General features: G+C 55.8%; 13 protein-coding genes. 8 read left to right on the top strand and 5 right to left on the bottom strand.

Features of this window, described 5'->3' with window-relative positions; all coding sequences use genetic code 11:
- Positions 1-766 precede the first annotated feature (766 nt).
- On the top strand, positions 767-991 hold the full coding sequence (locus M2331_RS09460; RefSeq protein ID WP_181560050.1) for a hypothetical protein: 225 nt from the start codon (positions 767-769) through the stop codon (positions 989-991).
- A gap of 278 nt (positions 992-1269) precedes the next feature.
- On the opposite strand, the gene M2331_RS09455 is transcribed toward M2331_RS09460, so the two are convergent.
- From M2331_RS09455 to M2331_RS09440, 4 genes are all read right to left on the bottom strand, one after another.
- Complete coding sequence (locus M2331_RS09455; protein ID WP_181560049.1) at positions 1270-1974, bottom strand: class I SAM-dependent methyltransferase; 705 nt, start codon at positions 1972-1974, stop codon at positions 1270-1272.
- A 90-nt stretch (positions 1975-2064) separates the two neighbouring features.
- A complete protein-coding gene (locus M2331_RS09450; protein ID WP_181560048.1) occupies positions 2065-2355 on the bottom strand; it encodes a putative quinol monooxygenase in 291 nt (96 codons plus the stop codon).
- A gap of 26 nt (positions 2356-2381) precedes the next feature.
- A complete protein-coding gene (gene aguB, locus M2331_RS09445) occupies positions 2382-3242 on the bottom strand; it encodes an N-carbamoylputrescine amidase (protein WP_181560047.1) in 861 nt (286 codons plus the stop codon).
- Between the two features lie 21 nt (positions 3243-3263).
- Positions 3264-4250: an agmatine deiminase family protein gene (locus M2331_RS09440; RefSeq protein WP_181560046.1), complete on the bottom strand. Its 987-nt coding sequence runs from the start codon at positions 4248-4250 to the stop codon at positions 3264-3266.
- A gap of 176 nt (positions 4251-4426) precedes the next feature.
- Between M2331_RS09440 and M2331_RS09435 the strand changes: the two genes are divergently transcribed.
- The 4 genes from M2331_RS09435 (at position 4427) to M2331_RS09420 (ending at position 8290) form a co-directional block, all read left to right on the top strand.
- Positions 4427-5614, top strand: coding sequence for a hypothetical protein (locus M2331_RS09435; protein ID WP_264592351.1), 1188 nt, complete (start codon positions 4427-4429; stop codon positions 5612-5614).
- Between the two features lie 2 nt (positions 5615-5616).
- Positions 5617-6420 (top strand): ABC transporter permease, encoded by an 804-nt coding sequence (locus M2331_RS09430; RefSeq protein WP_181560045.1) that lies wholly within the window; start codon positions 5617-5619, stop codon positions 6418-6420.
- Positions 6417-7070: an ABC transporter ATP-binding protein gene (locus tag M2331_RS09425; protein ID WP_181560044.1), complete on the top strand. Its 654-nt coding sequence runs from the start codon at positions 6417-6419 to the stop codon at positions 7068-7070. The genes M2331_RS09430 and M2331_RS09425 overlap by 4 nt, the downstream gene beginning before the upstream one ends.
- Positions 7071-7156: 86 nt before the next feature.
- A complete protein-coding gene (locus tag M2331_RS09420; RefSeq protein ID WP_184117258.1) occupies positions 7157-8290 on the top strand; it encodes a glycosyltransferase family 4 protein in 1134 nt (377 codons plus the stop codon).
- Between the two features lie 23 nt (positions 8291-8313).
- Here M2331_RS09420 and M2331_RS09415 read toward each other — a convergent pair whose 3' ends face one another.
- On the bottom strand, positions 8314-9129 hold the full coding sequence (locus M2331_RS09415) for an FkbM family methyltransferase (RefSeq protein WP_184117257.1): 816 nt from the start codon (positions 9127-9129) through the stop codon (positions 8314-8316).
- A gap of 350 nt (positions 9130-9479) precedes the next feature.
- Between M2331_RS09415 and M2331_RS09410 the strand changes: the two genes are divergently transcribed.
- Genes M2331_RS09410 through M2331_RS09400 form a run of 3 tightly spaced genes read left to right on the top strand, consistent with a single transcriptional unit; the run spans position 9480 to position 13275 of the window.
- Positions 9480-9890, top strand: a complete 411-nt coding sequence (locus M2331_RS09410; RefSeq protein WP_181560041.1) for a hypothetical protein — start codon at positions 9480-9482, stop codon at positions 9888-9890.
- Positions 9891-9911: 21 nt separating this feature from the next.
- A complete protein-coding gene (locus M2331_RS09405) occupies positions 9912-11060 on the top strand; it encodes a class I SAM-dependent methyltransferase (protein WP_181560040.1) in 1149 nt (382 codons plus the stop codon).
- On the top strand, positions 11017-13275 hold the full coding sequence (locus M2331_RS09400) for a glycosyltransferase (RefSeq protein ID WP_181560039.1): 2259 nt from the start codon (positions 11017-11019) through the stop codon (positions 13273-13275). Before M2331_RS09405 ends, M2331_RS09400 begins: the two co-directional genes overlap by 44 nt.
- Positions 13276-13300: the final 25 nt, after the last annotated feature.

Raw genomic sequence — 13300 nt, 5'->3', positions numbered from 1 at the left:
CGAGAGGCAGCGATCGCAGCATCAGGACATTCGCTCTAAATTTAGACATGGCCGCTAGCAATCGCGTTTTTTACGGCTTCTGGCGATCATGGCTCTCATCCATAGGGTTACTTCATGTGTCTTCATCCGAATGCTGGCGGTGCGGGATTATTGGCGTCAATCTCGCCCCTGCGTTGCTGGGGAGGACCATGAAGTGTTGGTATCCGACGATTTGTCGCGTGCACATATGAAGCGATGGGCGCGGTCCTGTAAGCAAGATGGCTTCTAGTTCCGTCAGGTCGATTACAGCGCCCCCCGACCCTATCGATGCGGCGCTCGAAAACGAAACCCTTGCGGAAATCCGGCACATGACCGGGAATTCCGATATTCCGGCTGGTGTCGCCGACTATCGCGTGGTCACGGCGCGTCTAAGCGCCCGGTTGTAAACGTTGCAAACAGAGCTTGCTAATGCCCATCCAACTCAACGTCGCAGTGCGGCGAGATGCTGTCTCGTATGATGTGACCCTGTTATACCGGGTTCGAGCGGACACCTCGGTGATGGAGTATGTGAAGCGCGCGGACTAAGCTCAAATCCGTTTTCCTACTGACGCGAGGAGGCGAGTAATATCACTTTGTCGGATGGCTCGAGCAAGTCGGACTCGGATGTCCATATTGTCGGTCCGACTACCAGTGCGTTTACCTTCGGAGCATCAGGCCGATCAAAGTGTTTAGCGTCTGCCTCACGCTGGCAGGGTGGGCTCCGCTAGTAGGGATTGTTGCATCGACCATGATCAGTTCCGCGGTGGATCTCGCCGATCTTGTCACCTCCCCGCCAAAAAAGGGAAGGCTCTGCGAACTCGCCGCTGCGACAGATGTTGCAGCGAGGGCCGCCGGCGGTGAAGCGATCATCTCACGAATGATGAACTCATGCCGCTACAAGGTGCTGACATTCGTCCGGCAGGTCGATGCCTGGTTCTGTGGTGCATCGCCCAAGGTGCGGACATTGGCGTAGGCGGACGGTCTTTCGCGGCGTCAGGTCAAACGCAAATGCCTGACACTATCTGACACGTCGCCCAAGCTTTTGTCGGGCAAATATGAGGCGGTTTAGGCGGCAGTGGCGCTGGCGGGCTAAGGATTTGACGATCGATGAAGCAGTGGGGCTCGCCCTTTTGTGATCAACCGTATACAGACCGCGAACGCGAGCGAACCATCCTTGTGTAACTCACCATCGCTCAGCGTTATGCGCTGGGCGGGCAGGTCCATCCGATCATCAATGATACATGAGGGGGCTCAGCGCCAAGCATGAGCGATCGTTCTGTGCGTCGCGTCGGCATTCGGCGGGAGAATGCGAGCGTTAAGCGGGTGTCGGCGTGAAGATGACAAAGCCGAGAAGGACGTTCTACCAAAGCCAAAACTGGTGAGCATGAGTTTGAGCGCCGGAATGTTCGGCGCCCAGAAGTTGGTTGTGTCGTTCCCCAATTCGCCAGGAGCATAGAGCCGCATTGCAGGGAGTTTTTCTCGTGGAAGCGCGGTCGCCGTTTCGACGATCAGATGGTCGCCGCACATTTGAGCAGCGGTCTCCAAGCCAGTATATGGATCCTTCAGATGATAAAAGACACCTAGGAAAAGAACGATGTCGAACTGCCCAAGATTCAAACCGGGAAGATCTACGATGTCTGCGTCTATCGCTTCCACTCGGGAGTTGAGTCGATGATGGATATAGTCGAACCCCGAACGGTTGGCCCATCCTGGTCCCGACCAGATGAAATGGTCAGTCGCGACGACGCGCGTGGCTCCCCGCCGCTCTGCCTCAAACGAGAAAAAGCCATCCCAGGCGCCAATGTCGAGAACTGATTTTCCGGTAAGATCCTCATCGAAAATCAGGTCTGCTTCCTTCCGCAGGATATCGAGTGCCTTGATTCCCGAGATTGTTTCTCCGTCCTCGAAGTCAAAGGAATGAAACCAGGTGATATCCGGACGTGGCAGAGACGACATGAACAGCCTTCGAGTTTGACAGGTTGAGTAAGGGGTCGCAACCGGAGGTTCTGCCTTTTTCAGATGACGAAGGCAGAGCAGCTTTCAGATTCAGCCCACAATATAATCGTAATGGGACCCATCCGGCGGACCACCCGCAGCGGCTTGCACGCTATCCAGCGCGCCCGGAGGCAGCGATGCAAAGCCTGCCGCATGATGCTCTTCGCTGACCCACTTTTCGATGAAGATGAAGCGATGCTCGTTGCCGAGATCGCGCAACAGTTCGACGCCTGTACTGCCCTCGACGGCAGAGACGATTTTTGAGAGCGCAGTAAGGGCGGATTCCATTTCCGCGCTTTTCCCATCCGCTGCGGGGATGATGTAAATGCGTGCGACGGTCATTCGTCTCTCTCTCCTTATGATAACTCTCAGATATCCTGCGCGATGCGACCATATAGCTCCGGGCGCCGGTCGCGGAAAAAGCCCATCCCAGCGCGATGCTTGCGTGCCTGAGCAAGGTCCAGCGTAGCAACTAGGGCGCCAGTCTGCCACTCCTCTACCTCCGATACGAGGTCGCCCCATTCATCCGTGATGAAGCTGTGGCCGTAGAATTTCTGCGAGCCGTTGTCCGAGCTTTCTTTGCCGATGCGGTTCGCCGCGATCACGGGCATGCAGTTCGACACGGCATGCCCCTGCATCGCGCGGCGCCACATGCGGCTCGTGTCCAGTTCAGTATCATAAGGCTCGGAGCCGATGGCCGTCGGGTAAAAGAGCATCTCGGCGCCCATCAGCGCCATTACCCGCGCGGTTTCCGGATACCATTGATCCCAGCAGATGCCGACGCCGATGATGCCATATTTGGTTTGCCAGACCTTGAAGCCGGAATTGCCGGGACGGAAATAATATTTCTCCTCATAGCCAGGACCGTCCGGGATATGGCTCTTACGATAGATGCCCATAATCTCGCCCTCATCATCGATCATGGCGAGGCTGTTGTAATGATGCTGGCCGTCACACTCGAAGAAGCTAGTCGGGATGAAGACGCCTTGTGCCTTGGCCACCTTCTGCATCGCCAGCACGGCCGGATGCTCGCCCACCGAACGGGCGCGGGCAAACAGCGCCTCATCCTCAATGGTGCAGAAGTAGGGCCCCTCGAACAGCTCCGGCGGCAGGATGATTTTCGCGCCGCGGGCGGCCGCTTTGTTCACATGATCCTCGACCAGCGCTATATTATCTGCCTCATCATCCGAGAAAGCAAGCTGGAGCGCGGCGACGGTGACCTTCGACATGGGATTCCTGACCGGTGTGACTTAGACGGCGGCGACTGGCAGGTGCTGGCTCATGCAATGGAAGCTACCCCCGCCGCGCAATATGGCATCGGAGGGCAGGCCAACAAGAGCGCGATCGGGGAAGAAGGGCTTCAGTGCTTCCAGTGCTTCGGCATCATTGGGTGCGCCATATTGCGGCACGACGACTGCGCCATTGGTGATGCAGAAGTTCATGTAGCTAGCGGGAAAGATGGCGCCGTCTATATCGTAGCGGCCGACCGATGGGAAACGTACCACCTCCAACCCGAAGGCGCGGGCACGGGCGGCGGCGTCCTCATAGATGGCGGTGTTGGGGTCGTCCGGTGTCGTCGCTTCCGGCACTGCCAGGACACCGGGCGCGACGAAGCGGGCGAGATTGTCCACATGCCCGTCAGTATGATCATTGAGTAGGCCATCGCCTAGCCAGAGCATCGATGACAGGCTCAGCGCGCCGGCGAGCAATGTCTCAATCTGGCGGCGATTCAGCGTTGGGTTTCGATTAGGATTGAGCAGGCATTGCTCGGTCGTCACGAAAAGGCCCGTGCCGTCGGTGTCGACAGCGCCGCCCTCAAAAATGATGGGCACATGGCGGCAGGGCAGGCCGGTGGTCGCGGCGAGGCGGGCGCCGATATCTTCGTCACCCGACATAACATATTTGCCGCCCCAGCCGTTGAAATCGAAATCGATCAGGGTGCGGGATTTGTCCGTGCCGATGATAGCGATAGGCCCGGTGTCGCGCAGCCAGATGTCCCCGAAGTGCTCATAGCGCACTTCGACGGAGGGGGAGACGGCGGCGCGCGCGGCTTCGGCATCCGGCGGGGCGCGGACGATAAGAGTTACCGATTGACCCGCTTCCGCGACTGTGCTCGCAAAGGTGGCGGCTTGAAATTGCGCTTGCTGCAGGACGACTGACCATTCTTCGGGGTTGCCCGGAAAACCGATCCAAAGGCGCTCTTGAGGCGCCCATTCGGCAGGAGTATGATGTGGCATGAAACGTTGTCCGAATGGCGTGAGGCTTTGTCTCTCGCTCAATGCAATGATTAGGGCAAGTCACAAGGCAGGAGCATGATCTATGGCGACGCATTGGCGGTTGCAAATTTTCCGCCGTGGGGGCAAATCGCGTTCTGTAACCTTGTATTTGTCCAAGATCGGATAAGACCGTTTCCATGTTAGATCGAGCCCACGCATTCTCGGCGGAAGTGTCGTCCGGCGAGCAGGAAGGGGGCGCCAGGAGTCAGATCAGCCTGGTCGGACGCCTGCAGCAGCGTGTGTCCAAACTGGGCGGCTTGTTCGCCCTCACCGTGCTTTTGCCGACGATCTGCGCAATATTCTATTTTGGATTTCTCGCATCGGACGTCTATATTTCCGAAGCGAAGTTCGTGGTTCGCAGTCCCGAAAAGACGTCTACGTCGGGCCTCGGCATCTTGCTCAAATCCGCCGGCTTCTCGAATGCGGGTGATGAAATCTACGCTGCAAAGGAATTTGTGGAGTCGCGCGACGCGCTTCGAACACTAAATCGCTCGGGCGCTTTTGAGCGTGCTTATTCGAGTCATGTAATTTCAGAGTTCGATCGGTTCGGCACTTTTATCTCTGGAAGCAGCTTCGAAGATTTATTTAAATATTACAATAAGAAAATCGAGGTTCGCCACGACACGGCATCTTCTATTATGACCCTGTCCGTACGCGCTTATTCGGCTCGAGAAGCGCAGCAATTTAATCAGCAACTGCTCGAAATGGCGGAAGCCACCGTAAATCGTCTGAATACGCGCGGCCGCCAGGATTTGATTCGCTTCGCCCAGGTGGAGGTTGACGGCGCCCGCCAAAGAGCGCGGAGCGCGGCATTAGCCTTATCCGAATATCGGAACCGTGAGGGCGTCATTGATCCCGAGCGGCAGGCAGCGGTTCAAATTCAGATGGTCTCCAAGTTGCAGGACGAGCTGATCGCCACGAAAAACCAGCTGATCCAAGTCCGTGCTTTTGCGCCCGATAATCCGCAGGTCGCGGTGCTGAATATCCGGGCAAAGGCGCTTACAAGGCAGATCGATGAGGAGCTCGGCAAAGTCGCCGGCGACCGGGGCTCCTTATCGTCCTCGGCGGCGCAATATCAGCGACTGATGCTAGATAATCAGTTCTCGGAGCGACAGTTGGCTAGCGCCATGGCTTCACTCGAGGAAGCGCGGAACGAAGCGCGTCGCAAGCAAGTCTACGTCGAGCGCATCGTACAAGCGAACTTGCCGGACGAACCGCTCGAGCCGCGCCGCATACGCGGCGTTCTCGCTACGATTGCCTTCGGGCTCATTGCCTGGGGCGTGCTGTCAATGCTGCTATCCGGTGTTCGGGAGCATCGGGCCTGATCATGTTTGGACCGGAGTCCAGCCTATCTTCGTTCCTGGATTCCTGGAAAATCCAGAAACGTGTGGTCGCTGCGCTGCTTATCCGCGAGATGCTGACGCGCTATGGTCGACATAATATTGGCTTTCTGTGGTTGTTCGTCGAGCCAATGATGTTCACGCTGGGCGTGACGGCGCTCTGGACGGCCGCCGGTTTGACGCATGGCTCGAATTTGCCGATCGTCGCCTTCGCCCTGACAGGATATTCCAGCGTTTTGCTTTGGCGGAACATGCCTGCGCGGTGTATCGGTGCGATTCTGCCGAACCTGTCGTTGCTTTATCATCGCAACGTGAAGGTTCTTGATGTATTGCTGGCGCGGCTGTTGTTGGAAGGCGGCGGTGCGTCTATCTCCTTTGCGATCCTGTCGCTGTTCTTCGTTTCGATCGGCTGGATCAGGCCGCCTGAGGATATTCTGCAAGTGTTGGGAGGCTGGTCGATGATTGCCTGGTTCGGCATGTCGACTGCGATCTTGCTGGGTGTTCTCTCAGAGCAGAACGAGATTGTCGATAAGCTCTGGCATCCCGCTTCGTATCTCCTTTTCCCTTTGTCAGGTGCGGCGTTCCTGGTTGATGCGCTGCCGCAGGATGTTCAGCCGTACGCGCTTTACTTGCCTATGGTGAATGGGGTCGAGTTCATTCGGGAAGGCTATTTCGGTTCCGCTATCGTTGCGCATTATGACATGGCCTACATGGCAACGTTCAACGCCCTCCTGACGATCTCTGCGCTCGTGATGACGCGCAAAGTGAGCCGTGAGGTCGTGCCGGGATGATCCAGTTGCAGGGTGTGAACAAGATCTACCGGAAGCAGCATGGATCTATTCATGTTTTGCGCAATGTTGACCTGAAGGTCGGCCGGTCGGAGCATGTCGGAATTTTGGGGCGTAACGGCGCTGGTAAATCGACGCTCATTCGGCTGATCAGTGGCGCGGAGCAGCCTACTAGCGGCCATTTAACAAGAGATATGTCGGTCTCCTGGCCGCTCGCATTTGGCGGGGCGTTTCAGGGGACGCTGACCGGAATGGACAATTACCGATTCATTTGTCGGATCTACGGTGCAGAGCCGGCGGACAAACTCGAATTTCTGAAGGAGTTTTCAGAACTGGGCTCATTTCTTTATGAGCCCGTTCGATCCTATTCGGCAGGCATGATGGCGCGCCTGGCTTTCGGAATTTCGATGATCGTGGAATTTGACTGTTTTCTGGTCGATGAGATCATCGCAGTTGGCGACGCGCGCTTTCACCGCAAGTGTCATGAGGAACTGTTTGAAAAACGTGGCGATCGGGCGATGATCTTGGTGTCGCATGACCCGGGCTTCATTCGCGAACGCTGCCATCGCGCATCGGTGCTGGATGAAGGGCAGATGGTGAATTTCGAAAATGTCGATGACGCCTATTCCTATTACCTGGAACGCTTTCAGTAGCGCAGCTTATGCCGTTAGTCAGGGCGACGGACATATTGGATGGTACTGAGAAATATCGCGGCGAGCGCCGTCGATTGATCGTTGATATGTCCGTATTGTATCAAATCGATGCGGGGACAGGCATCCAGCGCGTTGTCCGGAACATTTGGGATGAATTGCGCCGGATGGATCGGCCGGGCCTTGCCGCCATTGCCGTGGCGGCCAGCAATGGAAGCCCATTCCACCATATTGATGACGACTTCGTCGAGCGTCCAAAAACGGCCGGGAGCGGGGGCGAATTGGCGCCTTATCGACCTCAACCAGGCGACTTGTTCCTAGCTCTCGATTTTTCACCCGCGATACTCCCCCGCCATCACCGCGCGATCGCCAACTGGAAGCGGGTCGGCGTCACAGTTCATGTTCTGGTTTATGATCTTCTGCCGGTGACCAATCCCGAATGGTTCACCAAGCGAGGCGCGCGCAATTTTCGTCGCTGGCTCTCCTTCGTGCGGCTGCATGCGGATCACGCCATCTGCATTTCGGCCACCGTTGCTCAAGAATTACGCGATCTGTTGCCAGAGCGTGGTCTCAAGCGCTTCTTTCAGAACGATCGACCAATAAAAATCGACGTCGTGCGGCTGGCGACGGTATTCGAAGCATCAGGCGTGCAGGCTGTCATGCCGTCGGTACTGCAGGGGGTGCCTGCGAGGCACCCAATCATACTGATGGTCGGGACTGTAGAGCCGCGCAAAGGTTATGATCTGGCACTCGACATAATCGATGCCGACTGGACGGGAGGTGTTGCGCCAATATTTGTGATCGCCGGAAAGAAGGGGTGGCGCACCGAGGCTTTGCAGCAGCAGATTCGGCTACATCCGCAATCCGGCCGCTCCCTCTTTTGGATCGAGGATGCTAGTGATGAGCATTTGGCCTGGCTCTACAGGTTTAGCACCGCTTTCCTCTCGACTTCCCGCGCGGAAGGTTTTGGCCTCCCCCTCGCTGAAGCAATGTCCTATGGGCTGCCAGTTGTTGCGCCAGATCTTCCGGTGTTCAGGGAGTTTTCCCCTGAAGGCATCCTGTTTTACAACGTTGGTCAGGCAGTCGAGGCGGTAGCACATCTGCGGCGATCGATCATGATGCCAAGATCTGCGCGGCGGTCAACATCTACTTCAGTCGGGTGGGGCGAGGTAACCCAATCTCTATTGGATAGCGTAAGCGGTGCAGCGCGGGATAGACTCTAAACCCGCTCGCGCGACTGTTTCATTCAGATCAGATGATGTGACGGAACAGAGTCGTAGAGGTCCTCGAATTCGCGCACGAGCACATCCCTGTTTCGAACCAAGAGGAGATTAACAAATCCACCAGTTTCGGGCGCGATCGGTCCCATCGAGGCACGTTCGAGAATATCCCAGTCTGCTGGTCGGATCCGCCCGTCATCTTCCGTAATGCTAAATGCCCCGAAGCCATGGCTCGCGAGCTTCTCGATTAGGCGCTTCGTGCTGCCCGGGCGGCGCTCCAGCCCGACGGGCCAAAACTCAATCACCATTGTCAGATTGCGGATCGAGCCAAGATACCGTCCCATGCCTTCGATGATCGAGAGCTCCGACCCTTGTGTGTCTATCTTTATGAGGATTTTGCGCAATGAAGGGGCATGATAAGTGTCGAAGCGCGCCATTCCGCAGCGCTGTGTCTGCCGATCCGGGGCGGATCCATCGACTTGGTGATCACCCTTATTGGTTGGCGACAGGTGCATATCGACGACATCAGTTCTGTCGCCCAGCGCATATGGATTGACCCGAACATTGGTCAGACTGTTCCGCGAAATATTGCGCGTGAGCAACGCGGCATTGTCGCGAACAGGCTCAAACGCGTGGATGGGGCCGGCTGCCACCCCAATAGTCAGGCCGGCCACCACGGAATACCATCCAATGTTAGCTCCTATGTCGTAAAACTCCGTGTCGCTGTCTAGAAAGCGTCGGATTACACTTGTCTCAAACGGCTCCCAACGCCCAAGCGTAGTGAGTTCGTGGCTGATATATTGATCGCCATGCTCGTGAACTTCCATTTCGAAACGGGGCATGTTGTCTAGCTTGATATTGACGCAGGGCATATCGTTCACCGTGTCTACGCGAAAAGTCTTTATGGAACCAAAGACGCTACCGACGGTGCATCGAAATGCCAAGCATGATCGACCGGTGTCCGGCGATGGCTGGCAACTTGTATGAACCGAACAAAATCTTTCGGGACATCTTGATTTACGAGGCAAGTAGATTTTAGGGAGTATGTATTCCCGCTATTTGCAGCACCGCTTCGTGGGCTGAGGGTTGCGCGGAGTCACCTGCCCCTGCTAGATACGAACACCTTGTAGAGCGGATGACGGACGAGATCGGCGGGCCTAGTTGCCTTGCCTGCTGACATAGGGGACTAGAATTGGCAGTCTACAAACAGTTTTCCGGTGCTGAACTATCGAAGAACGTTGGGCAGGATATCGAGCGTAAGGTCCGGCGCTCGTTAGGAGAATCTGGCCATTTGGTATTTGGCCCCTACGCCGCTCTTCCGCCAGCAGAGTATGTTGCCGCCTTCTATGTACGTCGCTGGGGCGAGATTACGGGCGGTTCGGCCGATTTTGACATCACCGACCATATTGTAGGACAACTTGCGGCCATGCGCGTGGCTGACAGGGATATTTTGCCTAATATTCCCGGGCAAGTGTCGATGCGGTTCACCTTGAACCAGCCTGTTGACCGGCTGGAAGCGCGTATTCATGTCGGCGAAAATGTTTTTATCGATGTTCATCGGCTCGTGATCTTCTCCACCGAATTCCAGCGCTGGGCGGCCTGAAGACATGGGAGAAACAGCGCCATGTGGTTGAAGCGTTTTTTCGCGCCAAAGGCGACGCGCCATTGGGTCGATAGACGGTTTGAAGCTGATCGCAACGCGACTGAGGAGCGCATCCAACTCGCGATGGAGCAGGCGGTCGCTTACGCCATGTTCGCGCGGGATCAGATGGGCGACGAACTTCGCGCCCATTTGCTAGATTCGCGGGAGGGCTTCGAGGAGCGTGCCGAGATCGCCTCGTTGCAGGCGATGAGCCATGTCGAGAACAGCCTTGCCGGCTTCGCCGGCGCGCTTCAGGGCGTCGCCCAGGCAACGGCAGCATTGAAGAAGGAACGAGATGCCGGCGCATCCAAATCCGAATTAGCAGAGCTGCGCATCCAGCTGGAACAGGAATTGGCAAGCAGCAGTGCATCAATCGTCTCGGATTATAATTTCCAGCTTAGCGAGCTTGAGGGGCGCCAAAGCGAGCGGGATGAGGCATTGTTGAGGCAAGCCGCTGCAAACGCGGGGCTGGTTTACGATCAGCAACTTCGTAACGTGGAGGCTCGGATCGAGTTTGTGCGTCAGGAAACGATGTATGAACTTCAGGCATCGATTGTTCGTTTGGCGGGCAAGATGCACGAAGGTGGAAAGGCCGCGACAGTCGCAAAGATCCTGAATGCCGACAAGGTCGAAGCTATGCGCAAGACCGGTTTGCGACTCAATGTGGGCTGTGGGCATATTCAGCCCGAAGGCTATCTGCAGGTAGACGCGCGGGCACTGCCCGGTGTCGACGTCATTGCCGAGGCAACGAATATCCCTTTCGCCGACGGGGAGGTCGATGAGATTGCCTCGGCGCATCTCATAGAGCATTTCACCGCGCAGGTGCTCAATCGCGTTCTTCTGCCGCATTGGCGTAGTCGTCTCAAATGCGGCGGCCAGTTGACCGCGGTCGTACCTGATGGTGCCGCTATGCTATCGGCCGTCAATGACGGTACCATGCCGTTCGAGGATTTTCGGGAGGTGTTGTTCGGCGCCCAGGATTATGACGGCGACTTCCACTATAATTTGATTACACCCGATAGCTTTAGCGCGACGCTGCAGCGTGCAGGCTTCGTCGATATTGAAGCAATTTACACGGGGAAGAAGAATGGCAAATGTTTCGAGTTCAAAATGGTTGCTCGGAAGCCCTAATCTCAAGATACCCCTGACTTTCTCAGTCGTCATCAATACGGACAATCGGCTTGACTACCTCAAGCGTACATTGTCCGGTCTCAAATATCTTAAATATCAAAATTTCGAAGTGTGCATCGTATCTGGTCCCACACCCGACGGCACGAAGGAGTACCTCTCCACGCTTGGCGACGCGATCAAGCTGGCGCATTGTCCCGTTCGGAACCTGTCCGTTTCCCGAAACATTGGGATTGCTATGGCAGGGGGTGACGTCGTCGCGTTCATCGATGATGACTCTGTGCCGGAGCCGGAATGGCTCAGCGATCTGGCGGTAGGATATAAAGATGAAGGTGTCGGCGCTGTCGGTGGCTTCGTCTATGACAATACGGGCGTCCAATTTCAGGCGCGCTATGTCACAACCAACCGTCGCGGCTATGCTACGGACTGGGCAACGCCGGCTCCACATCTGAACTTCCCGTATTCGGTGGACGTGCCACATCTGCTCGGCACGAACTGCTCCTTCCGACGCTCGGCACTTCTGGAAATTGGCGGCTTCGATGAGGAATATGAATATTTCCTCGATGAGACTGATGTTTGCTGCCGGATCAATGATGCTGGCTATCGCATCGTCCAGTTGCCCAATGGATTTGTCCATCACAAATATGCGCCGAGCCACTTGCGTGACGAGCGGCGTGTAACCTGGAATTGGTATCCGCTGATTAAGAATCGCGTCTATTTCGGTATGCGCAACGGCTTGAACCACCATTCCGTTTCGGAAGTCGTTGAAGCCGGCATAGCCGACGCCGACGCATGGGAGCGCAGCGTGCTGTGGGCGCAACGCGAGGGCATCTACCAGCCGGAGCATATTGAGCGGTTCTATGCCGAAGCCACGTCTGCGGTTCAGGATGGATTGACGCGCGGAAGGGAGCCGCCAAAGTATCTTACTGAAGAAACGATCAGCAAGTTCCACTCGTCATATCGTTCGTATCCGCTGATCTCGCGGCCTGAGGAAAGGCGCGTCTTCTGTTTCGTGACGCAGGATTATCCGCCGGGGCAGAATGGGGGGATTGCTCGCTACATATCGCAGCTGGCGCGTTCCTTGGCGGCTAGAGGACACCATGTCCACGTACTTACTAAGGCCCACCAACATGAAAGTGTTGATTATGAAGACGGGGTGTGGGTGCATCGGGTCAAGATCCGACATTTCGCTGAACCTGAACAATCGCCGATTGCTCCTCTGAAAGTTCCCAGCCACATTTGGAGCTACACCCAGACAATGTTCGAAGAAGTTGTAGCGATCGACGCTAAGCGAAAGGTGGATATGGTCTACTGTCCCCTTTGGGACTGCGAACCGCTCAGTTTCATACTTGACACTCGCTTTCCTCTCGTAGTGGCCCTACAAACTACGATGAAATTCTGGCTTGAAAGCCAAAAGGCTCGCGCCAGAGACAGGGATTGGATGCATGTATTTGGCAAACCGATCATTGCGATGGAAAATTTAATCCTGAAAGCTGCTCCGTCGCTACACGCTATTAGTAATGCCATCGCCCAGGACATTCAGACAGAGTATGAAATCCAATTGGATGCGTCTCGAGTTCATTTTGTCCCACTTGGGATGGAGGATTGGGCGGGATCCAATACTCTGGACTCGAAAACAGGAGCGGCCAAGTCGGAAGTACATCTTCTTTTTGTGGGACGCCTCGAATCTCGAAAGGGAATTGACGTTCTGCTGGCAGCAGTGCCCGACTTGCTCGAGCGCTTTCCTAATGCAATTCTGGATATTGTCGGCGACGACACTATTCTTCGTGCAGACAACCGTAGTTATAAGGAAGAATTCCTTGAAACTGACATTCCATCTGCGGTCCGTGAAAGAATCGTATTTCATGGCCGCGTTGCTGAAGCGGAGTTGCAGAATTTCTATCGTAGTTGTGATGTGTTCGTTGCCCCGTCTCGCTATGAATCTTTCGGTCTCGTGTTTCTTGAAGCGATGATGTTTGGAAAGCCGGTCATCGCCTGTGATGCGGGGGGCGGGCCTGAAGTCGTTACGCACGAGCACACGGGCTACTTGGTAAAGCCGGGCGACATCGCCGGCTTAAAAAAAGCGATGGAAACCCTTGTCGCTGATCCGGCTTTAAGAAGGAAAATGGGTCAGATCGCCAGGTCTCGTTATGAGGAGCGTTTCACCGATGAAGCGATGGTCAATAACTTTCTGGCGGAGTTCCTACCGGCAATTTAAATTTGACAGAAAATGCCTACCCAGC

It is taken from the genome of Sphingobium sp. B10D7B, assembly GCF_025961955.1.
Taxonomy (GTDB): domain Bacteria; phylum Pseudomonadota; class Alphaproteobacteria; order Sphingomonadales; family Sphingomonadaceae; genus Sphingobium.
This window is presented reverse-complemented; position numbering and strand designations above follow the sequence as displayed.